The following is a 26,739-nucleotide window of genomic DNA, read 5'->3' as shown; positions in this document are numbered from 1 at the left end:
CCGCCAGCGTTCAATCTGAGCCAGGATCAAACTCTTCAGTTTAATCTCTGTTACTTTGCCATTTTATTGGCACCGTCTTGCGACGGGTCGCTCACTCAAAAAACTGACAGGCCACTACTTTCGTAGCGCCTATTTCATTATTTCTTGTGAACATTTGATATTTTAAGTTTTACGCTGCTTACGCAGCGCTGCACTTGCATCAAATGCCCACACTTATCGACTGTTAATTGTTAAAGAACTGTATTCGGTGCTACTTTCGCGCTATCGACAAAGCGTTGTGTTTGTCAGCTGCGAAGAAGGAAGAGTATGAAGCATTTCAGCACAATCGTCAACTCCTTCTTTTTACTGCATCGCCGTTTCCGGGGATCCTCAACTGCCGCATTTGACTGCGTCTCATTGGGGAGGCGAACTATAGCAAAGCGCCCCAGCGGAAGCAAGGCTTTTCCGGGGCTTTTGCGGCCAACTGCTACAATTTCGCCCCCTCCGCGCCAAACGGCGCTTGTCTATATATAGAACCATAGAAGATTCACCATGAAACAACAAGCTCAAGGATCAGGCCTGACCCTGAAACGAGCTGGCTTTACCACTGGCTTCGGCGTGCTCGCCGCCACCCTCGGTTCCGCAGTCGGTCTCGGCAATATCTGGAAGTTCCCCTATCTAACAGGCGCCAATGGCGGCGCCGGCTTCCTGCTCATCTATCTGCTCGCCACCTTACTAGTAGGACTGCCCGTGATGATCGCGGAAATCACCCTCGGGCGCCGCGCCAAGGTCAACCCGATTTCCACCATGGAACAGCTGGCACCGAAGGGCAAGCCCTGGTGGCTGGTCGGCTTTATCGGCATGGTCGCCGCCTTCCTGATCGTCGCGTTTTATTCGGAAGTGGTGGGCTGGGTGTTTGCGTACATCGCCAAGGCCATCGACGGCTCCATCTTGAGCAGCGACAAGCTGGTGACGGAAGCGGCTTTCGCCTCGCTGATCAGCAATCCTTTGCAATCGCTGTTCTGGCAATGGGGCGTGCTGCTGTTTATCGGCGGCATATTGATGCTGGGCGTGACCAAGGGCATCGAGGCGATCGCCAAGAAACTGATGCCGCTGCTGTTCCTGCTGTTACTGCTGCTGTGCGCGGTCAGCCTGTCGCTCGATAAGGCGGGCGAAGGCTTGGCTTTCCTGTTCCGCCCTGATTTTTCCAAGCTGACGGCTTCCGTCGTGCTGACGGCCATGGGCCTAGCCTTCTTTAAATTATCCGTCGGCATGGGTACGATGATGACCTACGGCAGCTATTTCCGCGATGACCAGAATATCCCAGTCACCACTTTGCGGGTGATGGCGGCCGACCTCGGTGTATCGATGCTGGCCGGTATCGCCATCTTCCCCGCCGTGTTCACGTTTGGCTTCGCCCCCAGCGCGGGACCGTCGCTGGTGTTCATCACGATTCCGGCCGTGTTTTCGCAAATTCCCATGGGACAAGTGCTGATGGTGGTGTTCTTCATCCTGGCCGCCGTGGCTGCCACGGGGGCGATGCTGTCGCTGATGGAAGTGCCCGTGGTGATTTTCCATGAACGCTTCGGCTGGACGCGCACCAAGTCCACCATCGTGACCATGCTGCTGCTGGCCGTGCTCGGTTCCGTGTGCGCGCTGAGTAACAGCACCCTGGCGGACTTCAAGCTATTCAATTTGAATATGTTTGATCTGTTCGACTTCGTCTCGTCGAATATCTTCCTGCCCGTGGGTGGCATCGCGATTGCCTTGTTTACAGGCTGGGCCTGGGGCAAGCAGCATTTCATCGAGGCGATCAGCAATCATGGCCAGTTGCAAAATCAAACTCTGGCGCACGTGCTGCTGTTCCTGCTGCGCTTTGTCTCGCCCGTGCTGATCCTGATCGTGATGCTGAAGGGATTAAAGGTCTTCTAATCAGAGTACCCGGGTGTAGGTCTGGCGCACCAGCACCCGGTCGCCGCAATCGAAATGCCACCATTCGCTGTTGATGCCAAAAAAGCCCGCCTGGAACATGGCGTCGCGCAACAAGCGGCGGTGCGCCACTTGCTCCTCGGTAATTTCCCCCTTTTCCAGCAAGACGAGCTCCAGTGCCGGGTGCGAGCGCTCACTCAGATCATCAAAACCCGTGCCCATGTCCAATTCCCGGCCGTCCGGGCCGACGATGGTGATGTCGAGCGCCATGCCGAACGAGTGGATGGAACCGCGTGACGGCTCGGCGATGTAGCCCAGCAACTCCGTTCCCTGCAGCGCATCCCACAATTGCTGCTGCACCCGCTGCGGGCGCAGGGCGTCGAGCACCAAGAGATGATGATCGGGGCGATGCACGGCCAGCCAAGCCACGGCCTGCTCCAGCGCGGCGGCGGCGTCGCGATGCAGCCAGGCGCAATCGATGGGGCTGTATAGGTCGCGGCCAACGAAATTGTCGGGCGTGGCATAGCGCAAGTCGACGGCGATGCCGACGATGCTGCTCAGATGGCGAAATTGCGGATCGCTGCCGACCGCTTCCAATTGCAAACTTGCAACAGACATCAGACTCCTCTTTCCAGGCAGTTGCGCGCCGCCACGCCAATGCTGTCGGCCAGGCGCCGCGCGCCATGCGACAGCGGCGAGTGGCTCGCCGTCAATAAATACAGTTGGATCGGAATGGTGGGCGCCCAGGGACGGCGCTGCAGCCGCTCGGGCGAGCCGGACGCCGCCGTAAACGGGTCGACCACGGCCATGCCGGCGCCCGCTTCCACCAGGGAACGGGCGATTTGATAGGTCTGCACCACGGTACTGAAGACGGGGTGGATATCCTGCGCCTCGCAGGCGGCCACCACCAGTTCGCCCAGCGGATCGTTGTCCGCATGGCCGATCAGCTCGCCGTTCAGGCCATGCGCCGTCAACGGTGTGCCGCAATCGGCCGCATGCCAGGTGCCGGCCGGGGCGATCACCGTCATGACACCCTGCGCGATCGGTTCGGCCACGATGCCCGGATGGCGCGGGTCTTGCAGCGATACGGCCAGGTCCGCTTCACCGAGGCGCAGGGTATTGACGATCTCGCCCGTGTGGTGGGTAGCCAGTTGGCAACGCGTGTGAGGAAAGTCGCGCCGCCACTCCGTCATGGCAAACGGCAAGACGCTGATGGCAAGCGTCGGCGTCGAGACCAAACGGATGGTTTCCACCGCGTGGCCCTTCAGGCTGGCCGCCAGACGGCGGATGCCCAATAAATCGCGGTTGAGCTTTTCCGTCTCGACAAACAAACGGTGCGCCTCGGGCTTCGGGTACAGCTTGCCCCGCACGCGCTCGAACAGCGGCATGCCCAGTTGCAACTCGCAATGCTGCAAGACCTTGGTCACAGCCGGCTGCGAGATATGCAGCACCTGGGCGGCGCCGCTGATGGTGCCAACTTGCATGATGGCGTGAAACACTTCGATATGACGCAGCCGCATGAGCTATTCCTTTACCTTGCCGTGGCCGCCTGGGCCGTAATGTTCAGCATATAAGAAAAAGTCATGGGCTGGAACGGCCATGCTACTTTGTTGCAACAGCTGTGGCCGGTGTCGTCAGCACTTCCAGCAGGGCTGCCGTCTCGCCGTCGGGCATGCCGTCAAAGCGCGTATTGCGGTACTTCATCTGGAAGGCGATCAGCACATTGCGCGTCGCTTCATCGAATATGCCCGTATTTGGCGTCGCATAGCCGTGCTGGGCCAGCTTTTTCTGGAACCAGACGGCGTCCGGCACTTGCTGCTCAAAAATGAGGCGCTGCGCGGCCACGCGGTTGGCATTGGGCCAGACGATCAGGCCCGCATCGGCCAGCTGGCGCCATGGAAACAGCGGACCCGGGTCCTGCTTGCGCTGCGGGGCGATTTCGTTGTGGCCCAGGATATTTTCCGGCGCGATGTTGTAGCGGGCCTGGATATCTTTCAACAGCGGAATCAGTTCATCGACCTGTGCCTGGGGGAAGGGATACCAGAGGCGGCCTTCCGGCGTGTCCTTGTAGCCAGGGTTGACGATCTCGATGCCGATCGAGCTGACATTCAACTGTGTATAAGTCTTCCAGTTACTCACACCCGCGTGATTGGCCTGGCGCGATTCGTCGACCAGCACGTAAAACTTCGGCTTATCCGTGTCCGTCAGCAAATAATGGCTGCTGACTACTTGTTCCGTCAGGATCTTGATCGAGCGGGGCAGGTCGCTGACCGTGTAATGGATGACGATGAATTTCACGCGCGGGCTCTGGCTGCGCGCCGTCAAGCTATGGTCGAGGTGCGGCGCGGGCGTGGTACACGCGGAAAGCAGTGCCACCAGCAGGGCGAGGGCGATTTTTTTCATGAAAGATCCGTGTTCGGGTTAATAAAATGTTCAGTTCTTGCCAGTACGCTGGCTCGCCGTCCTGGCCGCCAGCTTGGCCGCAGCCTCATGCGAACGGGCAACTTTTTGCTCCATCATCAACGATACAGGCAAAGCGGCGCACATGGCAGCCGCGATGGCCGGGTGCAATTGCGCCGCGCGCCCGGCCAGCACCACGGGACGGGGGCCGTAGCGCGCCGTCAGCGCCAGCGCCAATCGCGCCAGTTCCTGTCCCGCGCGCTGCAAGATGTCCAGCGCCAGCGGGTCGGCATCTGCACTGGCGGCCACGGCCAGCGCCAGCCGGCCGATGGCGCCCCGGTCCTGGCCATACATGAAGGCGCGCGACAGCGACCAGTCGCTGCCGCCCAGTTGCGCAAACACGGCTTCGGCCATGGGCGAGCTGTGCCAGCTGCCGGGCGCCTCGTCTTCGCGGCGCCAGATGTGGCGCAAGGCTTCGCGCGCGATCCAGTAGCCGCCGCCGCCATCGTCGAGCAGCACGCCGCGCCCGCCCGCGCGGTGAAACACGCCGTCCGCATCGATCCAGGCGGCAATCGAACCCGTGCCAGCGTAGACCAGATAACCTTCGCCAGGTTCAAAACTGTCGCGATAGGCGATTTCAATGTCGTTGCCCAGGCTGACGTCAGCGGCATCCAGCGCCAGCAGGCTGGCCAAGGTTTGCGCCAGCACAACATCATCGCCGCCAAAACCCGTCAAGCCCGCCACCACGGCACGTGGTTGGCCAACGGCCAGCACTTGCTTGCACAATGTTGCAAACGTGGCGTGCACGGCGGCGCGGCCCGCATCGCTGCCCATTTGCAAGGCAGACAAGCCTTCCACGGCCCCGTCGGCCACGATGGTGCCGTCGCCGGTAGCCAGCGCCCAGCGCGTCTGCGTGCCGCCCGCGTCGATGCCCAGCCCGAGCACGGCAGTATCAGTATTGGTTGCAGGGAAGGAAATCATGGCATGAGTGTAAAGCCAAGCGGAGCTTGCAGGCATGAAAGCTTGCGCATGTTTCATGCCTGCAGGTTATGGACTAGCGGTGAACGGTCAGCAATTACTTGGCGGGGCCCGTAAACGGTGCGCGCACGGTGACGCGAGGGCTTTCATTGCCGAGGCGGTCCACGGCGCTGACCACCACTGCATTGACTTTACCGATGCCATCATCAACCAGGGTCAGTTCAGCCTGCACGCCAGTGACCACGGTGAAGCGCCAGTCTTCGCCATAGCGGGCCCAGATGGCGTATTGCGCCACGGGTTTGCCGCCGCCCGACGTCAATTTGACGTTCAGGCTGCTGGAATCGCGGCGCAAAGCCAGCACCGGCGTGCCCGGCGCTTCCTTGCCCAGCCATGGCGTGGCGGGGATCAGGGCCGGGCTTTGATACACGCTCGCCTTGAGTTGCTCGCTAACACCTTTGCGGTTCTGCATCAGGGGCACCATGCTGAAATGCACTTGGCCATTCGCGCCGGGGCGCGTGCGCGTCACTTCGATCTGCTTGATGATCTCTTGCGGCGTGAAGGACTTGGCGGAATTGTCGATGCGGCTCGTATATAAACCGGGCCACACGTGACGGCCATACGGATTTTGCGCGAGCCAGTAGTCGAGCAGCACGCCAAACGCTTGCGGCGCCTGCGCCACGGGCCAGTACAGCTGCGGCGACAGGTAATCGAGCCAGCCCTTGGCCAGCCATAGTTCCGCATCCGCATACAATTTATCGTACTGGCTGAAACCGACGATGCCGGCAGGGCGGCGGTCGGGACGGCCTATGCCGAACGGGCTGATGCCGAAACGCACCCAGCTCTTTTCGCGGTGGATGCCGGTATATAAAGCTTCGATCAGCTGGTTGACGTTCTGGCGGCGCCAGGAAGCGCGGTCGAGATCGCCGCCGGCCAGCAGATATTGCTGCCAGGAAGGCTCATCGGGGAAGGGCAGTTCGCGCTTGGCGCCGCCATTGCCCGCGTCCAGCGCGGCCGTCTCGGCTCCCGCACCGGCGCCAGGCGCGTCGATCGGGTATGGATAAAAGTAATCGTCGATGTGCACGCCATCGATATCGTAGCGGCGCACCACGTCCAGCACCACGTCCGTCGTGTGCTTCGAAGCGGCCGCATCGCCCGGGTCCATCCACAGGTAGCGGCCGTATTGTTTGACGGACGCGGGGTTGGTGGACGCGAAACTGTCGCGCGCCAGCGGCGACTTGGCCGTCGCGTGACGGGCCCGGTACGGGTTGAACCAGGCGTGCAATTCCATGCCGCGCGCATGCGCCTGCGCCACCCAGAAGGCCAGCGGGTCATACATGGGCAATGGCGGCTGGCCTTGCTTGCCCGTCAGATATTCCGACCATGGCTCCAGTTGCGAGGGGTAAATCGTGTCCGCGCTGGGACGCACCTGCAGCACGATCGCGTTCAGATTCAAGGACTTGGCGCGGTCGAGGATGGCGATCGCTTCGGCTTGCTGCTTGGCGACAGGCAAATTGCTGCGGCTGGGCCAGTCGATATTGGCGACCGTCGAGACCCAGGCGGCACGGAACTCGCGCGGCGCCGGCGGCGGCACTTCGCCCGTGATGTACTGCACGGGCGGCACGGCCGGCAAGCCCGCTTCGCCTGGCGTCACTGCGGACGGCATTCTGGTGCTGGTACAGCTGCTGAGCAATGTGGCGGTGGCCAAGGCGGCCAGCACGCCGGCCGTGGCGCCCAGGCGTTTTTTGAAAGTAGACAACAAAACAATTCCTTGCAGTGGTAAAGCGCAGGTCTATCGGTGCGGGCATTTTACTGTGCGCCCGCCATCCTTGCGGGCGCACGGTTCAAAAGAATCAGGCCTCGGCCTTCTTGCCGAATTCAGGATCGATCTTGACCAGCGCGGCCATGATGAAAGCGGGAATCGTGGCGATGCAGACCCAGATGAAGAAGTGCTGGTAGCCGAGCATTTGCTGGATCCAGCCGCTGGCCATGCCCGGCAACATCATGCCCAGGGCCATGAAGCCCGTGCAAATGGCGTAATGGGCCGTTTTATGCGCGCCATCGGAGACCATGATCATGTACAACATGTACGAGGCGAAACCGAAGCCATAACCGAATTGCTCCAACGCAATGCCCCCCGCGATCACATAAATGTTGCTGGGCAAGGCGCTGGCCAGGTAGACAAACACCAGGTCGGGCAAGTGGACGGACAGCACCATGATCCACAGGCAACGCTTCAAGCCGAAGCGGGAAATGATGAAGCCTCCCAGCAAGCCGCCCAGGGTCAGGGCGATCACGCCGATGGTGCCGTAGACGAGGCCCACCTGTTCCGTCGTGAGGCCCAGGCCGCCCTTGGCGACGGGGTCGAGCAGGAAGGGCGCGGCCAATTTGAGCAGTTGCGCTTCGCCGAGGCGGAACAGCAGCAAAAAGCCGAGGATGACGACAATATCCTTCTTCCGGAAAAACGCGGCAAAGGTGGCGATGAACTCTTGCAGCGGAGAAATGCCGGCGTCCTGGATGCTGGGGCGGTCGTCCTTGGGTTTCGGCAAGACAAAATAGTGGTAGAGGAAGAGGGCGATGAACAGGCCCGCCAGAATCGCGAACACGACGGACCAGGCCAGCTGCACATTGCCCGTCGCATGCGTCAGATAGCCGGCCAGATACACGAGGCCGCCCTGGCCGGCGATCATCGCCAGGCGGTAAAACGTGCTGCGCACGCCGACGAAGGCCGCCTGCTGGTGCTCTTCCAGGCCCAGCATATAAAAGCCGTCGGCGGCGATATCATGCGTGGCGGAACTGAAGGCCATCAGCCAGAAGATGGCCAAACTGATCTGGAAAAAGTGGGGCAAGGACGTCGTCAGGGCCACCAGCGCCAGCGCGGCGCCGATCACCAGCTGCAAGCCGACGATCCAGAAACGCTTGGTGCGGTACATATCGATGAAAGGCGACCACAGCGGTTTGATGACCCATGGCAAGTACAACCAGCTCGTGTACAGCGCGATATCGGTATTACTGAAACCGTAGTTCTTGTACATGATCACGGACAAGGTCATGACCACTACATAGGGGATACCCTGGCCGAAATACAGGGAAGGGATCCACAGCCACGGATTATTTTTACGCGCCGGGGCGGGTTGTTTCACTAGCTCCATACATCCTTCTTGGTCTCCCAGACAGAAGAATGCCGCGCCATCGGATCACGCCGCCAGTGCCGCCCGCACACTGCCGCCCGCGCCGGCCAACAATGCCTGTGCCTGGTTTGTATTGATTTTTTTGATCAAGGCAACAATCGCCACCTTGACGTGATAGTGGCATTGCTCCAGCACGGTCCTGGCCTGCACCTCGCTGGCGCCGGTGGCATGCATGGTCAGACGCACGGCCCGCCAGATCAGCTTGGCGTTGGTCGGCTTCAAGTCTACCATCAAGTTTCCGTAAGTTTTGTGCAAACCGACCATCAGGGCGCTGGAAATCGTGTTCAGGGTGATTTTTTGCGCCGTACCCGCTTTCAGACGCGTGCTGCCGGAAATGACTTCCGTGCCCGTGTCGAGCACGATGCCGCATTGCGCCTCGTGCGCCACGGGGGCGTCCACATTGTTGGCAATGCCTATCGTCAAGGCGCCCGCCTTGCGCGCGGCCAGCAGGGCGCCCAGCACGTACGGCGTGGCGCCGGAGGCGGCCAGCAGGATCACGACATCATTTTCTTGCGGCAACAGGGCCAGCACATCGCGTTCGCCTTGCTGTACATCATCTTCCGCCCCCTCCACGGCCGTGAACATGGCGCCCGCGCCGCCGGCCAGAATGGCGACGGCCCGCTCGGGCGGCCAGGAAAACGTGGGCGTCAATTCAACGCTGTCGAGCACGCCCAGACGTCCCGACGTGCCAGCGCCCACGTACAGCAAGCGTCCGCCGGCCGCGATGCGGGGCAGGGCGGCCGTGATGGCGGCCCCGATTTGCGGCGAGGCCAGCCGCACGGCTTCGACGGCCCAGAACTGGTCGTCGACCAGCGCCGCCACCAGTTGCTCCACCGGATACAGGTCCAGATCCGGATGCCGCCGGCTCGGGGTTTCAGTTTTCAACATGATTTCAGAACATGGTTGAAGGTGAAACCAGTTTAATACCAACGAGCAAGATCAGCCATGAAAGGATGGCGGGCGGGCATAACGGGAGTTTATGGGTGCACGCGGATCGTGGCGGCCGCCTTATTACGGCGCGCGGCGCATCTCGGCCACGAAGTCGTAATGGTCGCTGCGGCAATACGAATGCGTCAGTTCCACCGCCTCGCCCGTTTCCAGGTAGGCGATGCGCGTGATGAACAGCACGGCCTGGCCATCGGGGATGCCCAGTTGCTCGGCCAGCACGTCCGTCGCATTCATGGCGCGGATGTGCTGCAAGGCGCGCACGGGGGCCTTCTTGATGCTGCTCAAGTATTCATACAGCGAGTCGCCCACGGCGGCCGGGTCCGGCACGACGCTGAAGGGCAGCACGCTCACTTCATACGCCATCACCACGTCGTCAGCCAGGCGCAGGCGCTCGAGGCGCGCCACTTTCGTGTTCTGCGCCAGGCCCAGGCTCAGCTGCTCGTCGCTGCTGGCGATGACGACTTCGCGCTTGAGCCAGCGCGAGCCGGGACGGTAACCGCGCTGCTGCAGCTGCTCGGAAAAGCTCGACAGGTTCGACAACGGCTGCTCGATGCGCGGGGCAATATAGTTGCCCGAACCGCGGCGGCGCACGACGAGGCCTTGCTCGACCAATTGATCGATGGCCTTGCGGGCAGTCACGCGCGATACGTCGAGCAGTTCGGACAGGGTACGTTCGGATGGCAGGGCCTGGTCTACCTGGTAGCGGCCGTTGCGTACGTCATCGCTCAGCTTGCGGGCGATCTGCATATATAAAGGCGAATTGTCATTTAAATCGACCTTGAGTTCTACGCTGGTCTGGCTCATACAGTTCTCCTTGTCCTCCTAGTGTAATAGCGATGGCGCTTGTGCGTATCCCGTCCACCCATGAATAAATGGAAAATGACCATAAATAACGGTTATACATTTAAAAAAACAATGTTTTACCGTACGTATAGCTTTGCATTATAGATAAATAAGCAATTTTCATTAGCCTGGGAAACGATCCCGCCCTATGCTGGCGATGCCTCCACCACATCGCGAAACAGGGAAACATGCATAATAAAATGACGGGTTTGCTGGGCTTGCTGCTGCTGGGCACAACCTGGAGCGCGTTGGCCGCCCCGCCCGGCAGCGGCAAGGACCAGCAGCGCGCGCTCGATGCCACGTTGGCCGCCATTGTCGATGATGCGGCCCACCCGCTGGCCAGCCTGTCCGTACTCGCCATCCGCCACGGCAAGGTGTCGTATCAACAACAATTTGGCTACCGGCACATCGGCGCCACGCCGGCAGAGAACCTGCCCGTCACGCCGGCCACCCTGTTCCGCATCGCTTCCGTCTCGAAGATGATGACCACCGTGGGCCTGATGCGGCTGGTCGAGCAGGGCAAGCTGAGCCTGGATCAGGATGTGGGCATCTATCTGGGGTTTTCCCTGCGCAACCCGCATTTCCCCCTGCAACCGTTGACCTTGCGCAGCCTGCTCAGCCACACTTCCTCGCTGCGCGATGCGGGCGGCTATGCCTGGGGCCCCGAGCGCAGCCTGCGCGACGTGTTTACGGCCGGCGGCGACGCGATGTGGGATTCCAGCGCGGCACCCGGCCGCTACTTTACGTATTCCAACCTGAACTGGGGCGTGATCGGCACGGTGATGGAGCAAGTCACGGGCGAGCGCTTCGACTTGCTGATGCGGCGCCTGCTGCTCGATCCCCTCGATGTACGCGGCGGCTACCATCCGGCGGCATTCTCTCAGGCAGAGCTGGCGGACACGGCCACCCTGTACCGCAAGCGCACGCTGGAGACGGAAGAGTGGCGGCCGCACGGCCCCTGGATCGCGCAAGCCGACGATTTTGACCAGCATCCACCGACCGGCCTGGCCAACTATGTGATCGGCAGCAACGCCACCGTCTTCAGTCCCACGGGCGGCTTGCGCATCTCCGCCGCGGGACTGGGCACCGTCATGCAGATGCTGCTCGACGGTGGCCGCTATCAGGGAAAGCAACTATTGCAGCCGGCCAGCATCGCGCTGATGTTTGGCCGCCAATGGCAGCTGGCGCCGGACGGATGCAATGGCAACAGCGAACGGGGCTTGTACCGTGTCTGGGGCCTGGGTAATCAGCAATTCGATGCCGATATCGAGCAGGGCAACGGCCTGGTCGAAGGCGCCAGCTTCACGGCCGTGGGCCACCTGGGCGACGCGTATGGCCTGGTCTCCGCCTTCGTGCTCGATTTCAAGCACAAGAATGGCATGGTGATGCTGGTGGGCGGTACGGGCAGCGATCCCGAACGTTATCCGGGCACGTATTCCGCCATGGGGCGCAGCGAGGAATTGATACTCACCGCGCTATACCGTGGTGCGATTGACAACAACTAGCCCTTGCATTGAAATGGTGCATTCCTGAAAGTTATGGCTGCACCATGATGTTTCATTGGCTCCCGTGATGGCCAGCCTCTAAGCTCTCATCGAATGCTCCCGCACCATGGGAGCGCAACGCAGCGAGGCAACATGCAGCAACACGTCATCATCATCGGCGGCGGCGTCGTCGGTCTGACATCGGCCTGGTGGCTGGCCGAGGCCGGCTACAAGGTCACAGTACTGGAACGCAATGAACAGGTGGCGATCGCCGCCAGCTACCGCAATGGCGGCCAACTCAGCTATCGCTATGTAGCCCCGCTGGCGGACGCGGGCGTGCCCTTCAAAGCCCTGCAATGGCTGCTGCAGAAGGATGGTCCGCTGCGCTTCCGTCCCGAGGCGGACTGGCGCCAATGGCGCTGGCTGGCCAGTTTCCTGCGCAATTGCAATGCAGCCAGCAATGCCCGCACGACGGCCAAGCTGCTGCAACTGGGAGAGTTAAGCCGCGCCGGCATGGCGCAGCTGGAGTTGACCGTACCTCCCGAGGCGTATGCCTGGCGCGATGCGGGCAAACTCATCGTCTACCGCTCGCCCGCCATCTTCCAGCGGGCCGTGGCACGGCCCGAATCGGAAGAGGCGCGCGTCGTACTGTCGCCGCAGGAAGCCGTGCAGCGCGAACCGGCGCTGGCCGCCCTGCAGGGCGCGCTGGCCGGCGGTATCTTTACCGAGGGCGAGGCGGTGGCCGATTGCCACGCCTTTTGCCTGGCGCTGGAAGCGCGCCTGCTGCAGCACCCGAATTGTTCACTTCTGTTAAAAGGCGAGGCACGCCGTCTCCTCACGCACAAGGGCAGGATCACGGGCGTCGACACCAGCCTGGGCCTGTTGCAGGCAGATCACTATGTGCTGGCGGCCGGCATCCAGAGTCGTGACCTGGCCGCCACGGCCGGCATCTACCTGCCCCTGTATCCGCTGAAAGGCTACAGCCTGACGGCGCCCATCCGCGCGCAGCACCGGGCGCCCGAGATCAGCATCACGGATTTCGAGCGCAAGGTGCTGTATGCGCGCATAGGCGGCGACCTGCGCGTGGCCGCCATGGTCGACATGGTGGGCGCCGACAACAGCATCGACTGGAACCGCATCGCCGGCCTGACGCGGCTGGCGCGCGAAGCCATGCCGCACGGCGCGGACTACGACCAGGCTACGGCCTGGGCTGGCCTGCGCCCCGCCACGCCGAACAGCGCGCCGCTGGTGGGCGCCAGCAAAGTTGCGAACTTGTGGCTCAACGTGGGCCATGGCCCGCTGGGCTTTACCTTTGCCGCCGGCACGGCGCGCATCCTCGCCGATCTCATGGCCGGCAAGGCGCCGCCGTTCGCGCTGGACTTCCTCAGCCCGAAACAATAGCCGGCCAGGGCGGCGCGCACGCGCCGCTGCCGATATGGCGGATAATTGCGGAACTTTCGTGTTCCCAGTCCGCCACAGCATGCCCACACCTCCGACATCTTCCGCCTGCCCCTGCGGCGGCGCCTCCTACGCCAGCTGCTGCGGCCCGTATATCGCGGGCGATGCCTTGCCGCCCACGGCCGAAGCCCTGATGCGCTCGCGCTACACGGCGTTCACCTTGCGCGATGAAGCGTATCTGCGCGCCACCTGGCACGCCAGCACCCGTCCCGCCGACGCTTTATTTGCCGAAGAAGAAAAAGTCCACTGGCTGGGACTTGAGGTAAAATCTGCTTTACGTTTACGTCAACGTAAAGCAGAATCAGCAGATCAAGCCGAAGAGATACACCGCGATACCGTCGAATTCGTGGCCCGCTACAAGGTCAACGGCCGCGCGCACCGCCTGCATGAGGTAAGCCGCTTCGTGCGCGAGGCGGGCGAGGGCGGTGGTGCCCTGCGCTGGTTTTATCTCGACGGCAGTTTTCCCGAATAGCGCGACCCGAGAGACCGGGCGATCATAAAAAGGAACCGCAATGCCGCATATCGAAAGCAAACTCAATCCGCGCAGTGAAGATTTCAAGGCCAATGCCGCGGCCATGCAAGCCATCGTCGACGATCTGCGCGACAAGGTGGAAAAGATCGCGGCCGGCGGCGGCGAAGCGGCTGCCGCCAAGCACCTGGCGCGCGGAAAACTGCTGCCGCGCGACAGAGTCCAGATGCTGCTCGATCCCGGCACACCCTTCCTCGAGTTTTCACAGATGGCGGCCTACGCCATGTACCAGGACGCCAAGGGCGTCGATGCGGCCCCGAGCGCCGGCATCATCACGGGCATCGGCCGCGTCTCGGGCCAGGAATGCGTCATCGTGTGTAACGACGCTACCGTCAAGGGCGGCACCTATTACCCGATGACGGTGAAAAAGCATTTGCGCGCGCAGGAAATCGCCGACCAGAACAACCTGCCCTGCATCTACCTGGTCGACTCGGGCGGCGCCAACCTGCCGAACCAGGACGACGTCTTCCCCGACCGCGACCATTTCGGCCGCATTTTCTATAACCAGGCGAATTTGTCGGCCAAGGGCATCCCGCAAATCGCCGTCGTGATGGGTTCTTGCACGGCGGGCGGCGCCTACGTGCCGGCCATGAGCGACGAGTCGATCATCGTCAAGGAGCAGGGCACTATTTTCCTCGGCGGCCCGCCGCTGGTGAAGGCGGCCACGGGCGAAGTGGTGACGGCGGAAGACCTGGGCGGCGGCGACGTGCACACGCGCCTGTCCGGCGTGGTCGACCACCTGGCGCAGAACGATTTGCACGCGCTGTCGCTGGCGCGCACCATCGTCTCGAATTTGAACCGTAAAAAACCGCAGCAGATGGCGCTGCGCGAGTCCGTCGAACCGAAATACCCGACGCAGGAACTGTATGGCGTGATCCCCGTCGATACGCGCAAACCGTTCGACGTGCGCGAGGTGATCGCGCGCATCGTCGACGGCAGCGATTTCGACGAATTCAAGGCCCGCTACGGCACCACCCTGATCTGCGGCTTCGCGCACATCTATGGCGTCAAAGTCGGCATCATCGCCAATAACGGCATCTTGTTCTCCGAATCGGCGCTGAAAGGCACGCATTTCATCGAATTGTGCTGCCAGCGCAAGATCCCGCTCGTCTTCCTGCAAAACATCACGGGCTTCATGGTGGGCCGCAAATACGAAAACGAGGGCATCGCCCGCAATGGCGCCAAGATGGTGACGGCCGTGGCCACGGCCGCCGTGCCGAAATTCACGGTGATCATCGGCGGCAGCTTCGGCGCCGGCAATTACGGCATGTGCGGCCGCGCGTTCTCTCCCCGTTTCATGTGGATGTGGCCCAATGCCCGCATTTCCGTCATGGGCGGCGACCAGGCCGCTTCCGTGCTGGCCACGGTCAAGCGCGACGGCATCGAAGGCAAGGGCGGCGCATGGAGCGCGGACGAGGAAGCGGCCTTCAAGCAGCCGATCAAGGATCAATACGAACACCAGGGCCACCCGTATTACGCCACCGCGCGCCTGTGGGACGATGGCGTGATCGACCCGGCCGACACCCGCATGGTGCTGGGCCTGGGCCTGTCGGCCGCCTTGAACGCGGAAATCCCGGACACGAAGTTCGGCGTATTCCGCATGTAAGCGGCATTCAGGGAGAAGATAATGGAATTTGAAACCTTAAAGCTGGTCATCGAAGGCAACGTCGCCACCGTGACCCTGAACCGCCCCGACGTGCGCAATGCCTTCAACGAGACGACGATTGCCGAACTGGCGCGCGCCTTCGAGGGCCTGGGGCGCAGCGACATGGTGCGCGCCATCGTGCTGGCCGCGAATGGCGCCGCCTTTTGCGCCGGCGCGGACTTGAACTGGATGAAGAAGATGGCAGGCTACACGCATGCCGAAAACCAGGCCGACGCGCTGCAGCTGGCGCAGATGCTGCGCACGATTTACCTGTGTCCGAAACCCGTGGTGGCGAAGATCCAGGGCGACTGCTATGCGGGCGGCATGGGCCTCGTCGCCGCATGCGATATCATTCTGGTTGCGGAAGACGTGCATTTCTGCCTGAGCGAAGTGCGGCTGGGACTGATCCCGGCCACTATTTCACCGTATGTCATCAAGGCCATGGGCGAAAACGCGGCACGCCGCTATTTCCTGACGGCGGAGCGATTCTCCGCCCAGGAAGCGCTGCGCATCGGCTTTGCCCACGAGGTAGTCGAGGCAAGCGCGCTGGACGCGAAAACCGCCGAGGTACTGAAAGCCCTGACGGGCAACAGCCCGCACGCCGTGGCGCAAGCGAAAACGCTGGTGCGCGAGATCGCCGGCCAGCCGGTCGATGACGCGCTGTTGGCGGACACCGCCGAGCGCATCGCGCAGATCCGCGCCTCGGAGCAGGGACGCGAAGGCGTGCAATCCTTCCTCGACAAGCGCAAGCCGGGTTGGCTCATGGGCTAGTTAATAGTCCAAAGCTCATGGACTAAGAATATCATTGGAGCAGTTTTGAAAGCAGAAAAACAATCGGGCTGGGTCGAACGCAGTCTGCGCAGCGTGTGGCATCCGTGCACGCAAATGCAGCATCACGAGACGGTTCCCCTCATCCCCGTCAGCCATGGCCGCGGCGCCTGGCTGTATGACCACGAGGGCCGACGCTACCTGGACGCCATCAGCTCCTGGTGGGTGAACCTGTTCGGCCATGCCAACCCGCGCATCAATGCGGAACTCAAGGATCAACTGGACCGCCTGGAACACGCGATGCTGGCCGGTTTTACGCATGAACCGGTGATCGAGCTGTCGGAAAAGCTCTCCGCGCTCACTAATGGCGTGCTCGGTCACAGTTTTTATGCGTCCGATGGCGCCTCGGCCGTGGAAATCGCCCTGAAAATGAGTTTTCACGCCTGGCGCAACAGCGGCAAGGGTGAAAAGCAGGAATTCGTCTGTTTGAAGGGCAGCTACCACGGCGAAACCATCGGCGCCCTCGCCGTTACGGACGTGGCACTGTTCAAGGATGCCTACGGCCCCCTGCTGCGTGCCTCGCAGACGGTGATGTCGCCCGACTTCCGCCAGGCGGCAGACAACGAATCGGCGCAGGACGTGGCGCGCCGCGCCGCGGCCGACGTGGAACGGCTGTTCCAGGAAAAGTCCGAAAGAATCGCCGCCATCATCATCGAGCCGCTGGTGCAGTGCGCCACCGGCATGGCCATGCACGACCCGCTGTACCTGTCGCTCGTGCGCGCCCTGTGCGACCGCTATCAAGTCCATTTGATCCTCGACGAAATCGCCGTCGGCTGCGGCCGCACGGGCACCTTCTTTGCGTGCGAACAGGCCGGCATCTGGCCCGACTTCGTCTGCCTGTCCAAGGGCATCAGCGGCGGCTATTTGCCGCTGTCCCTCGTGATGACGCGCGAAGATATTTATCAGGCGTTCTACAGCACCGACGTGCGCCGCGGCTTTTTGCATTCGCACTCGTACACGGGCAACCCGCTGGCCTGCCGCGCGGCGCTGGCGACCCTGTCGATCTTCGAGGAAGACGACGTGCTGGTCACCAACCGCGAACGCGCCGGGAAAATCACGCGCGCCCTGGCGCCGCTGGCGCAGCACGAGCGCGTAAAACACTTCCGCCAGCAGGGCATGATCTGGGCCTTCGATGCGGTGGACGCTGCGCCCGACTTTTCGCGCCGCTTCTTCAGCACGGCACTGGAACACGAACTGCTGATGCGCCCCATCGGCTCCACCGTCTACCTGATGCCGCCGTACATCCTCGACGACGCCGAAATCGCGGGCCTGGGCCAGCAGACGCTGGCCGTCTTCAACAAAGTGATCGGAGCCTGAGATGGAACTGCTCACACGCTTGAAGCAGCAGTTGCAGGGGCTGGAAGAGCGCAGCCTGATCCGCCGCCGCCGCACCGTCGACACGCCGTGCGCGCCGCGCCTGACGGTCGATGGCCGCGACATGCTGGCCTTTTGCAGCAATGATTACCTGGGCCTGGCCGCGCATCCGCGCATCGTCGATGCCCTGAAAGAGGGCGCCGACCTGTATGGCGCCGGCAGCGGCGCGTCGCACCTGATCAGTGGCCACAGCCGCGCCCACGCACAGCTGGAAGAGCGCCTGGCCGCGTTTGTCGGCGCCAACCTGGAACAGGCGCGCGCGTTGTATTTCTGTACCGGCTACATGGCCAATTTAGCCGTGCTGACGGCCCTGGCGGCCGGTGATGCCGAAGCCGAGATCTTCTCGGAAGCGCTGAACCACGCTTCGCTGATCGACGGCACGCGTTTGTCCCGCGTCAAGACGCGCGTGTATCCGCATGCGGATCTCGACGCCTTGGCGGCCCTGCTGGCGGAAAGCAAAGCCAAAACGAAAATCGTCGTCACCGACAGCGTCTTCAGCATGGATGGCGACCTGGCGCCGCTGCCCGCGCTGCTGGCCCTGTGCGAACAATATGGCGCCTGGCTGGTGGTCGACGACGCGCACGGCTTCGGCGCGCTGGGCGAGAATGGCCGCGGCGCGCTGGAATACTTCGACCTGCATTCGCCGTATCTGGTCTACGTGGGCACCCTGGGCAAATCGGCCGGCGTGGGCGGCGCCTTCGTTTGCGCGCATGAGGCCGTGATCGAGACGCTGATCCAGAAGGCCCGCCCCTACATCTTCACCACGGCCGCCGCGCCCGCGCTCGCGCATGCGCTGCTGGCCAGCCTGGACATCATCGCCGGTGAAGAAGGAAAACAACGCCGGATGCACCTGGCGGCGCTGGTGGCGCAGTGGAACGAAGGCTTGCAGCTGCAGCACTGGCAAGCCTTGCCATCGCTGTCCGCCATCCAGCCCGTCATCATCGGCGAGAACGCGGACATGCTGGCCGTCGCCGCGAATCTGTACCAGCAAGGCCTGTGGGTCGGCGCCATCCGCCCGCCCACGGTCCCTGCCGGCACGGCGCGCCTGCGCGTGACCCTGTCGGCCGGCCATACGGCGCAGGAAGTGGCGCAATTGATCAACGCAGTCAACACCCTGGAAAGGACTCGCCATGAGCCTTGATGACCCTATCGTGGCCGAGGTGCTGGCGGACCTGGCGCCGGCCGTGCAGCCGGCGCCGGCCACCATCGGCCTGCCCTCGCGCTTTGCCTGTTTCGTCACCGGCACCGACACGGAAATCGGCAAGACCCTGACCTCGTCAGCCCTGCTGCACGCGCTGGTGGCGCGCGGCGTGCGCGCCTGCGGCATGAAGCCCGTGGCCGCCGGCGCCGAGATGCGCGACGGCGAGCTGCATAATGAAGACGCCGACAGCCTGATCGCCGCCGGCAACGTCACCATGCTGCGCAGCCTGACCACGCCCTACATGCTGAAGGAACCGGCCGCGCCGCACATCGCCGCCGCGCTGGAAGGCGTGAGCATCGAGTCCGTACCCATCCTGGCCGCCTACCTGGAAATCGCCGCCGCCTCGGACGCGGTCGTGGTCGAAGGCGTGGGCGGATTCCGCGTGCCGCTGTCGCCAGGTTTCGACTCGGCCGACCTGGCGCAGCAGCTCGACCTGCCCGTGATCCTCGTGGTCGGCATGCGTCTGGGCTGCATCAGCCAGGCCTTGCTGACGGTGGAAGCCATCGAGGCGCGCGGCCTGACGGTGATCGGCTGGGTCGCCAACACCTTGGAAGTGGAAATGCGCTTCCTCGACGAAAATATCGATGCGCTGATCGAGCGCATCCCGGCGCCGCTGCTGGGCAGGGTGCCGCGCCTGGCGCAACCCACGGCGGAAGCGGCGGCGGCGTATCTCGATTTCACCGGCTTGCCCAACTGGCCGGCGCAGCATCCCAACACTTAAACGCATTCAAAAATAGAAACGAAGGAATCACATGTCTCACGTCCAAGAAGCAGCAAAAACCGTCGAACTGCACCGCCCAGCGGCGCGCATCACCGTGCCGGAAGCGGCCACCTGGCCCGTCGCCGACGTGCTGGCCCTGTTCGACCTGCCATTCAATGACTTGATGTTCAAGGCCCAGCAAACCCACCGCGTCAACTTCCCCGACGGCGACGTGGAACTGGCGACCCTGTTGTCGATCAAGACCGGCGGCTGCGAGGAAGACTGCGGCTACTGCCCGCAGGCGGCCCGCTACGACACGGGCGTCGAAGCGAAGAAAATCCTCGACATCGACACGGTGCTCGACGCGGCCCGCCAGGCGAAAGCCAATGGCGCCACGCGCTTCTGCATGGGCGCCGCCTGGCGCGGCCCGAAGGATCGCGACATGGACAAAGTCGAAGAGATGGTCAGCAAAGTGAAAGCGCTGGGCCTGGAAACCTGCGCCACCCTGGGCATGCTGGAAGAAGGACAAGCGGACCGCCTGAAAAACGCGGGCCTGGACTTCTACAACCATAACCTCGATACGGCGCCCGAGTTCTACGACAACGTCATCTCGACGCGCGAATACCAGGACCGCCTCGATACCTTGGGCCGCGTGCGCGAAGCGGGCTTGAAAGTATGCTGCGGCGGCATCGTCGGCATGGGCGAGACGCGCTTGCAGCGCGCGGGCCTGATCGCTCAGCTGGCCAATCTGAATCCGTACCCGGAATCGGTGCCCGTCAACCACCTGGTGCAGGTGGAAGGCACGCCTTTGTTCGGCCTGGAAGCGCTGGACCCGTTCGAATTCGTGCGCACGATCGCCGTGGCCCGCATCACCATGCCGAAGGCGCGCGTGCGTTTGTCGGCCGGCCGGCGCCAGATGGGCGAAGCCGTGCAGGCGATGTGCTTCCTGGCCGGCGCCAACTCCATTTTCTATGGCGACAAGCTGCTCACCACCGACAACCCGGAAGCGGAAGACGACCGCGTCTTGTTGAACAAACTGGGCTTGCAGACGCGCGGCGCCATGCTGGAATCGGTACAGAAAGAGAAGTGCGGCTGCTGATCCAGCCCTGTCGGGTTACGCCGTGCCGGCTAACCCGACCTGCGAATACCGCCTCACCAATGCGTAGGTCGGCTTAGCGCAAAGCGCGTAAGCCGACACGCCAGCACACAACGTCCATGACAAGAGACAGCTGCCCCTTTTTGAGAGAATAGAGAGAGACCATGTTCACTAAAATCCTGATCGCCAACCGCGGCGAAATCGCTTGCCGTGTCGCCGCCACCGCGCGCCGCATGGGCATCCAGACCGTCGCCGTGTATTCGGAAGCGGACGCCAACGCCAAGCACGTCGCCGTCTGCGACGAAGCGGTGCTGATCGGCCCCGCGCCAGCCAAGGAAAGCTATCTGTGCGGCGACAAGATCATCGCCGTGGCGCTGGCCACTGGCGCCCAGGCGATCCACCCCGGCTACGGCTTTTTGTCCGAGAACGCCGATTTCGCCGACGCCTGCCACGCGGCGGGCCTGGTCTTCATCGGCCCGCCGGCGTCCGCCATGCGCGCCATGGGCTCGAAATCGGCCGCCAAGTCGCTGATGGAAAAAGCGAACGTGCCGCTGGTGCCCGGCTACCACGGCGAGAATCAGGATGCGGAATTTTTGCACGGCCAGGCCGACAAGATCGGCTATCCCGTGCTGCTGAAGGCATCCGCCGGCGGCGGCGGCAAGGGCATGCGCGTCATTGAAAACAGCGCCGACTTCAAGGCGGCGCTGGCCTCGTGCAAGCGCGAAGCGATCAGCTCTTTCGGCGACGACAAGGTGCTGGCCGAAAAATACCTGTCGCGTCCGCGCCATATCGAAATCCAGGTGTTTGCCGACACGCTCGGCAACTGCATCTACCTGTTCGAGCGCGATTGCTCGGTGCAGCGCCGTCACCAGAAGGTGCTGGAAGAAGCGCCGGCGCCGGGCATGCCGGCTGACCGCCGCGCGGCCATGGGCGAGGCGGCCGTCGCCGCCGCCAAGGCCGTCGGCTACGTGGGTGCGGGCACGGTGGAATTCATCGCCAACCAGGATGGCTCGTTCTACTTCATGGAGATGAACACGCGCCTGCAGGTGGAACACCCGGTGACGGAAATGATCACCGGCACCGACCTGGTGGAATGGCAATTGCGCGTCGCCTTTGGCGAGCCGCTGCCGAAAAAACAGAATGAATTGACGATCCACGGCCACGCCATCGAGGCGCGCATCTACGCGGAAAACCCGGAAAAGGGCTTTTTACCGTCGATCGGCACCCTGCGCCACATGCAGTCGCCATCGGCCGTGACGTTCGAACTGGGCGGCACGCTGGTTCCCGCCGCCGTGCGCATCGATTCGGGCGTGCGCGAAGGCGACGCCATCTCGCCGTTCTACGACCCGATGATCGCCAAGCTGATCGTCTGGGGCGCGGACCGCCGCGAAGCGCTGGCGCGCATGGCGCAGGCGCTGTCCGACTACCAGATCGTCGGCCTGGCCAGCAATATCGCCTTCCTGAAGCGCCTGGTCGAAGGCCAGGCATTCAGCTCGGCCGATCTCGATACGGGTTTGATCGAGCGCAATCAGGCGTCGCTGTTCCCCGCCCTGCAGCCGGCACCCGACACGGCCCTGGCGCTGGCATCCGTCGCCCTGCTGCTGGAAGAAAAAACGGCCGCCGAAGCGCAGTCGGCCAACCGCGCCGACCCGTGGGGCAACGCCCTGGGTTGGCGCTTGAACAGCACTCTGGGGCGCAGCCTGTCGTTCGCCGATGAATTCGCACTGGCCAGCGACGACAAAACCTATGCCGCGCGCATCGCCTACAAGACCGATGGCTGGCTGTTCAACGGCCAGCCCCTGAGCTTGACGGCGCGCACAGGCAACGAGCTGCACATCAAGCTCGGTGAACGTGCCGTGCATGGCACGGTGCTGCGCGACGGCGAGCAGTTCCACGTATTCACCGGCGGCTTGCATTACACGCTGCACTACAGCGACCCGATGGCGCATGCGGGCGAAGTGGAAGCGGAAGGCGGCCGCCTGACGGCGCCCATGCCGGGCAAGGTCGTCGCCGTGCTGGTCAACAAAGGGCAGGACGTCAGGAAGGGCGAGCCTTTGGTCATCATGGAAGCGATGAAGATGGAGCACACGATCGCCGCGCCGCACGACGGCCTGGTGGAAGACGTGCTGTACGCGGTCGGCGACCAGGTGGCCGATGGCGCGCCGCTGCTGGCTTTCAAGGCTGCCGCATAGAGGCAGCCACGATGCGCATCCTTTTACAACGCTCGGACGGCAAGGAAGCGGCGTGGATCGCCGATTTTAAAGACTTGCTGCCCGAAGCTGAAATCCACTTCTGGCGCGAAGGCGAGACGTTCGCGCCATGCGATTATGCCGTCGTGTGGCAGCCGCCCGCCGCCATGCTGCCGGCATTGAGCGAAGTCAAAGCCATCTTCAACACGGGCGCCGGCGTCGACGCGCTGTTGAAGTTCGGCGACGCGCTGCCGGCCCACGTGCCGCTGGTGCGCCTCGACGACGCGGGCATGGGCGTGCAGATGGCCGAATATGTGAGCCACGCCGTGCTGCGCCACTTCCGCCGTTTCGACGATTACGAGGCGCAGGGCCGCGCCGGCATCTGGCAGCCGCTGCCCGCCTTCGACAAGCTGGATTTTCCCGTCGGCGTGCTGGGCATGGGCGTGCTGGGCACGCGCGTGCTCGAAGCGCTGGCGCAGTTCGAATTTCCGCTGCGCGGATGGAGCCGCAGCCAGAAGCACGTCGATGGCGTGCAGTGTTTTGCGGGCGAGGAGGGGCTCGATGCCTTTTTGCGCGGCACGCGCGTGCTGGTGTGCATGCTGCCGCTCACGCCGGACACGCACAACCTGCTCGACCGCGCCCGCCTGTCGATGCTGCTGCCGGGCGCCTACGTCATCAACGTGGCACGCGGCGCGCATCTGGCCGAACCGGACTTATTGACGTTGATCCGCTCCGGGCATATCGCCGGGGCGACCCTCGACGTGTTCCGCAACGAGCCGCTGCCGCAGCAGCACCCGTTCTGGCAAGAACCGCGCATCACCATCACGCCGCATATTTCGGCCGCCACCCTGCGCCGCGAAAGCGTGGCGCAGATCGCCGCCAAGATGCGCCGCCTGCACGCCGGAGAGCTTGTGGCCGGCATCGTCAACCGTTTGCAAGGATATTGAGATGAACCCTACTACCAGTTTGCCCAAGCAGGTCAAGATCGTCGAAGTGGGCCCGCGCGACGGCCTGCAAAACGAGAAGGACACCATCAGCGCCGCCGTCAAGATCGAGCTGGTCGACCGCCTGACGCTGGCTGGCTTCGCCAACATCGAGGCGGCGTCGTTCGTTTCGCCGAAATGGGTGCCGCAGATGGCCACCAGCGCGGAAGTGATGGAGAGAATCGCGCGCCGCGCAGGCACCATTTATTCGGCGCTGACGCCGAACATGCAGGGTTTCGATGCCGCCTTGGCGGCAAAAGCCGATGAAGTGGTGATTTTCGGCTCGGCCTCCGAGGCGTTCTCGCAAAAGAACATCAACTGCTCGATCGCCGAATCGATCGCCCGCTTCGAAGGCGTGGCGAAAGCGGCCAAGGAACACGGCCTGCGCCTGCGCGGCAGCATCAGCTGCGCCTTCGGCTGCCCCTACCAGGGAGACGTGCCGCTCGACGCCGTGGCCGACGTGGTGGGCCGCATGCGCGACCTCGGTTGCGACGAGATCGACATCGCCGACACCATCGGCGTGGCCACGCCGAGAAAGACGCAGGCGGTGATGCAGCGCGCCATCGCGGCTTTCCACGTGGGCGGCCTGTCCGGCCACTTCCACGACACCTACGGCCAGGCGCTGGCGAACATCTACGCCAGCCTGGAAACGGGCATTACGATCTATCACTCGTCCGTCTCGGGCCTGGGCGGCTGCCCGTACGCCAAGGGCGCCACGGGCAACGTGGCGACAGAAGACGTGCTGTACATGATGCAGGGACTGGGGATAGACACCGGCATCGACCTGGACCTGGTGGTCGATGCGGGCCAGTTCATTGCGCAGCAGCTGGGGCGCAAGGGCTCCAGCCGCGCCGGCAATGCACTGGCGGCGAAACGCCTCGCGGCGTAGGTCGGGTTAGCGCGTAGCGCTTAACCCGACAACAATGTTGGCCATGATCCTGGTGTTGTCGGATTACGCGCTTGCGCGCTAATCCGACCTACCCGAACCGTACAGACGAAAAAAAACCCAAGAGCCGAAACTCTTGGGTTTTTTTCTACAAATTTGGTCGGAGTACAAGGATTCGAACCTTGGACCCCCTGGTCCCAAACCAGGTGCGCTACCGGGCTGCGCCACACTCCGAAGACCAAGATAATACAGGCCGTATCGACTTCGGTCAAGGGTCAGGTGAAACTCTGTGTAAATTATTTACGCGCGGCACTGGGACTCATGTATTTTTCAAAACGATTGAAGTATGCGACACTGGGTTTGCAAGTTTTCCCGATCAGACATGAAGGCGACGACGGCAATGGAGTTCAGGATAGAAAGAAGCAGCGGCGGCGGCCAGCCCATGCCAAATCGCCGCGGCATCGCGCTGGGCGTCGGCGTGTCCTTGCTGCTGCATGGCGCCTTGATCTATCTGTGGCGCCACGTCCAGCCGCCTGTGCCGCCGGACACGGCCCCGCGCGTGGAATCGATCGCCGTGTGGATACGTCCACTGGCCGCCAAGCCGCCCCCGCCGCCTGTCGAGGTCGTCAAGCCGAAGCGCGAACCCAAGCCCATCAGCAAGCAGAAACGCGCCGCTGTCCGGGAAACGCCGGCGGCAGCCACCGCGCCGGCATCCAGCCCGCAAGCCATCACGGTGGTGCCGGCCTCACCAGCCACGCCGACGGCCAGTCCCGACACCTTCAGGCAAGAAACTGCGGAAACGCCGAAGTTCGACATGGAAGCGGCCAGGAAGACGGCGCGCAAGATGGCGGGCGAGCGCGATCCGTCCAAGGTGGGCACGGCCGTGGGGCAAATCCCCGACAAGCCGCTGCAAACGGAAACCCAGCTGGCGCGCGACATCGCCCAAGGCAAGCGCGGCGATTGCCGCACCGCTTATGCAGGGGCGGGCTTGCTGGCGCCCGTGCTGATGTTGCTGGACAAGAAGGATAGCGGTTGCAAGTGGTGAGGGCTTGCTTGACTATACCCATATTGGGTATTAACATACCCAATATGGGTATATATGCAGACACATTGTTTTCCAAAACACAGCAACGCGTGCTGGCTTTGCTCTTTGGCCAGGCGCAGCGCTCTTTCTATGCGAATGAAATCATCGCCTTCGCGGCCATCGGCTCGGGCGCCGTGCAACGCGAACTGGCCAAGCTGGCGAAATCGGCCCTGGTGACCGTCAAGAAAGTGGGCAACCAGAAGCATTACCAGGCAAATCATGATGCGCCGATCTTCGACGAGCTGCGCAGCATCGTGCTGAAAACCTTTGGCGTCGCCGATGTGCTGCGCGTGGCCCTGCAACCGTATTGGCAGGAAGTCGACCTGGCGTTTGTGTACGGTTCGATGGCCAAGGGCACGGAACAGGCGCACAGCGACATCGACCTGATGGTCATCGGCAACATGGCATCGAATGCCCAGTTGCTGGCAGCGCTGCAGCCAGCGCAGCAGCAACTGGGGCGCAGCATCAACCCCACCTTGTACACACATGAAGAATGGCGGCAAAGAATAGACGACGGCAAGTCGTTCGCCGTGCGCGTCCTCGAACAGCCCAAAATTTTTGTCAAAGGGGCCAATGATGACCTCCTCAAGCTCACAGGCGCTGGCGAACCTGGCGCGCATCGGCCAGCTCAAGGCTGAGCCACCGGACGCACGCGAACGGGCGGGCTTGCTGCGCTCGGCCACCGTGCGCCCGCACGATGCCAGGCAGCCGATACTGTCGCTGGAAAGCCGCTTCGACCTCGCGTATAACGCGGCGCATGCTGCCGCCTTGTCTGCGCTGCGTCAACATGGTTATCGCAGCGACAACCGCTATCTCGTCTTTCAAAGCCTGGAACACACGCTGAGTTTCACGCCGCAGCAATGGCTGCTATTCAATCAGGCCCACAAGAAGCGCAACCTGGCCGAATACGAGGGCGAGCTGGATGTCACGCAGGGCTTTGTCGACGAGTTGATCGAGCATGTGGAACAATTGCTCGCGGCGGCAAGTGCACTCAATGTCCAGCCGCCAAGCTAATCG

Annotated in this window: 24 protein-coding genes and 1 tRNA gene; 16 read left to right on the top strand and 9 right to left on the bottom strand. The window is 62.9% G+C overall.

Features of this window, described 5'->3' with window-relative positions:
• Nucleotides 1-531: 531 nt before the first annotated feature.
• Nucleotides 532-1,911: a sodium-dependent transporter gene (locus tag IGS60_RS11890; protein ID WP_070223147.1), complete on the top strand. Its 1,380-nt coding sequence runs from the start codon at nucleotides 532-534 to the stop codon at nucleotides 1,909-1,911.
• On the opposite strand, the gene IGS60_RS11885 is transcribed toward IGS60_RS11890, so the two are convergent.
• The 8 genes from IGS60_RS11885 to IGS60_RS11850 form a co-directional block, all read right to left on the bottom strand.
• The gene (locus tag IGS60_RS11885; protein WP_230504497.1) at nucleotides 1,912-2,526 is read right to left on the bottom strand and encodes a M15 family metallopeptidase; all 615 of its coding nucleotides are present in this window, start codon (nucleotides 2,524-2,526) and stop codon (nucleotides 1,912-1,914) included.
• Nucleotides 2,526-3,428, bottom strand: coding sequence for a LysR family transcriptional regulator (locus tag IGS60_RS11880; protein WP_099408255.1), 903 nt, complete (start codon nucleotides 3,426-3,428; stop codon nucleotides 2,526-2,528). The genes IGS60_RS11885 and IGS60_RS11880 overlap by 1 nt, the downstream gene beginning before the upstream one ends.
• An 82-nt stretch (nucleotides 3,429-3,510) precedes the next feature.
• The gene (locus IGS60_RS11875) at nucleotides 3,511-4,311 is read right to left on the bottom strand and encodes an N-acetylmuramoyl-L-alanine amidase (RefSeq protein ID WP_230504495.1); all 801 of its coding nucleotides are present in this window, start codon (nucleotides 4,309-4,311) and stop codon (nucleotides 3,511-3,513) included.
• Between the two features lie 30 nt (nucleotides 4,312-4,341).
• Nucleotides 4,342-5,289, bottom strand: a complete 948-nt coding sequence (locus tag IGS60_RS11870; RefSeq protein WP_230504493.1) for a BadF/BadG/BcrA/BcrD ATPase family protein — start codon at nucleotides 5,287-5,289, stop codon at nucleotides 4,342-4,344.
• Nucleotides 5,290-5,383: 94 nt separating this feature from the next.
• Entirely contained in the window at nucleotides 5,384-7,045 is a 1,662-nt protein-coding gene (locus tag IGS60_RS11865) for a glycoside hydrolase family 10 protein (protein ID WP_230504491.1), read from the bottom strand.
• 91 nt (nucleotides 7,046-7,136) lie between these two features.
• Nucleotides 7,137-8,435 carry an MFS transporter gene (locus IGS60_RS11860; protein ID WP_230504489.1) on the bottom strand — a complete coding sequence of 433 codons (1,299 nt, stop codon included), beginning with the start codon at nucleotides 8,433-8,435 and terminating at the stop codon, nucleotides 7,137-7,139.
• 45 nt (nucleotides 8,436-8,480) lie between these two features.
• Nucleotides 8,481-9,362: an N-acetylmuramic acid 6-phosphate etherase gene (locus tag IGS60_RS11855; RefSeq protein WP_230504487.1), complete on the bottom strand. Its 882-nt coding sequence runs from the start codon at nucleotides 9,360-9,362 to the stop codon at nucleotides 8,481-8,483.
• Nucleotides 9,363-9,485: 123 nt separating this feature from the next.
• Nucleotides 9,486-10,226, bottom strand: a complete 741-nt coding sequence (locus IGS60_RS11850; protein ID WP_070223163.1) for a GntR family transcriptional regulator — start codon at nucleotides 10,224-10,226, stop codon at nucleotides 9,486-9,488.
• 227 nt (nucleotides 10,227-10,453) lie between these two features.
• Between IGS60_RS11850 and IGS60_RS11845 the strand changes: the two genes are divergently transcribed.
• From IGS60_RS11845 to IGS60_RS11790, 12 genes are all read left to right on the top strand, one after another.
• Entirely contained in the window at nucleotides 10,454-11,770 is a 1,317-nt protein-coding gene (locus IGS60_RS11845) for a serine hydrolase (RefSeq protein ID WP_230504485.1), read from the top strand.
• Between the two features lie 93 nt (nucleotides 11,771-11,863).
• On the top strand, nucleotides 11,864-13,150 hold the full coding sequence (locus IGS60_RS11840; protein ID WP_268994029.1) for a D-amino acid dehydrogenase: 1,287 nt from the start codon (nucleotides 11,864-11,866) through the stop codon (nucleotides 13,148-13,150).
• A gap of 79 nt (nucleotides 13,151-13,229) precedes the next feature.
• Nucleotides 13,230-13,679, top strand: a complete 450-nt coding sequence (locus IGS60_RS11835) for a YchJ family metal-binding protein (protein ID WP_230504481.1) — start codon at nucleotides 13,230-13,232, stop codon at nucleotides 13,677-13,679.
• Between the two features lie 40 nt (nucleotides 13,680-13,719).
• Entirely contained in the window at nucleotides 13,720-15,342 is a 1,623-nt protein-coding gene (locus IGS60_RS11830) for a carboxyl transferase domain-containing protein (protein WP_070312650.1), read from the top strand.
• Between the two features lie 21 nt (nucleotides 15,343-15,363).
• On the top strand, nucleotides 15,364-16,152 hold the full coding sequence (locus tag IGS60_RS11825; protein ID WP_076564571.1) for an enoyl-CoA hydratase/isomerase family protein: 789 nt from the start codon (nucleotides 15,364-15,366) through the stop codon (nucleotides 16,150-16,152).
• A gap of 45 nt (nucleotides 16,153-16,197) precedes the next feature.
• A complete protein-coding gene (gene bioA / locus IGS60_RS11820; protein WP_230504479.1) occupies nucleotides 16,198-17,526 on the top strand; it encodes an adenosylmethionine--8-amino-7-oxononanoate transaminase in 1,329 nt (442 codons plus the stop codon).
• 1 nt (nucleotide 17,527) lies between these two features.
• The gene (bioF, locus tag IGS60_RS11815; protein WP_230504476.1) at nucleotides 17,528-18,724 is read left to right on the top strand and encodes an 8-amino-7-oxononanoate synthase; all 1,197 of its coding nucleotides are present in this window, start codon (nucleotides 17,528-17,530) and stop codon (nucleotides 18,722-18,724) included.
• The gene (bioD, locus tag IGS60_RS11810) at nucleotides 18,714-19,505 is read left to right on the top strand and encodes a dethiobiotin synthase (protein ID WP_070288974.1); all 792 of its coding nucleotides are present in this window, start codon (nucleotides 18,714-18,716) and stop codon (nucleotides 19,503-19,505) included. The genes bioF and bioD overlap by 11 nt, the downstream gene beginning before the upstream one ends.
• A gap of 31 nt (nucleotides 19,506-19,536) precedes the next feature.
• On the top strand, nucleotides 19,537-20,583 hold the full coding sequence (gene bioB / locus IGS60_RS11805) for a biotin synthase BioB (RefSeq protein WP_070223174.1): 1,047 nt from the start codon (nucleotides 19,537-19,539) through the stop codon (nucleotides 20,581-20,583).
• A gap of 161 nt (nucleotides 20,584-20,744) precedes the next feature.
• Complete coding sequence (locus tag IGS60_RS11800) at nucleotides 20,745-22,772, top strand: acetyl/propionyl/methylcrotonyl-CoA carboxylase subunit alpha (protein WP_230504474.1); 2,028 nt, start codon at nucleotides 20,745-20,747, stop codon at nucleotides 22,770-22,772.
• Between the two features lie 11 nt (nucleotides 22,773-22,783).
• Nucleotides 22,784-23,716: a glyoxylate/hydroxypyruvate reductase A gene (locus tag IGS60_RS11795; RefSeq protein ID WP_230504472.1), complete on the top strand. Its 933-nt coding sequence runs from the start codon at nucleotides 22,784-22,786 to the stop codon at nucleotides 23,714-23,716.
• Between the two features lies 1 nt (nucleotide 23,717).
• Nucleotides 23,718-24,641, top strand: a complete 924-nt coding sequence (locus IGS60_RS11790; RefSeq protein WP_230504470.1) for a hydroxymethylglutaryl-CoA lyase — start codon at nucleotides 23,718-23,720, stop codon at nucleotides 24,639-24,641.
• 154 nt (nucleotides 24,642-24,795) lie between these two features.
• Here the strand turns inward: IGS60_RS11790 and IGS60_RS11785 are convergent.
• Nucleotides 24,796-24,872, bottom strand: a tRNA-Pro gene (locus tag IGS60_RS11785).
• Nucleotides 24,873-25,080: 208 nt separating this feature from the next.
• Between IGS60_RS11785 and IGS60_RS11780 the strand changes: the two genes are divergently transcribed.
• From IGS60_RS11780 to IGS60_RS11770, 3 genes are all read left to right on the top strand, one after another.
• A complete protein-coding gene (locus IGS60_RS11780; protein ID WP_230504468.1) occupies nucleotides 25,081-25,683 on the top strand; it encodes a hypothetical protein in 603 nt (200 codons plus the stop codon).
• A gap of 65 nt (nucleotides 25,684-25,748) precedes the next feature.
• Entirely contained in the window at nucleotides 25,749-26,360 is a 612-nt protein-coding gene (locus tag IGS60_RS11775) for a nucleotidyltransferase domain-containing protein (RefSeq protein ID WP_230504466.1), read from the top strand.
• Entirely contained in the window at nucleotides 26,296-26,736 is a 441-nt protein-coding gene (locus IGS60_RS11770; protein ID WP_230504465.1) for a hypothetical protein, read from the top strand. The genes IGS60_RS11775 and IGS60_RS11770 overlap by 65 nt, the downstream gene beginning before the upstream one ends.
• The last annotated feature ends 3 nt before the right edge of the window (nucleotides 26,737-26,739 follow it).

The organism is Janthinobacterium sp. FW305-128 (assembly GCF_020858135.1).
Lineage (GTDB): Bacteria > Pseudomonadota > Gammaproteobacteria > Burkholderiales > Burkholderiaceae_D > Janthinobacterium.
The sequence above is the reverse complement of the archived record's forward strand: the minus strand, read 5'-3'. Positions and strand labels throughout refer to the sequence as shown.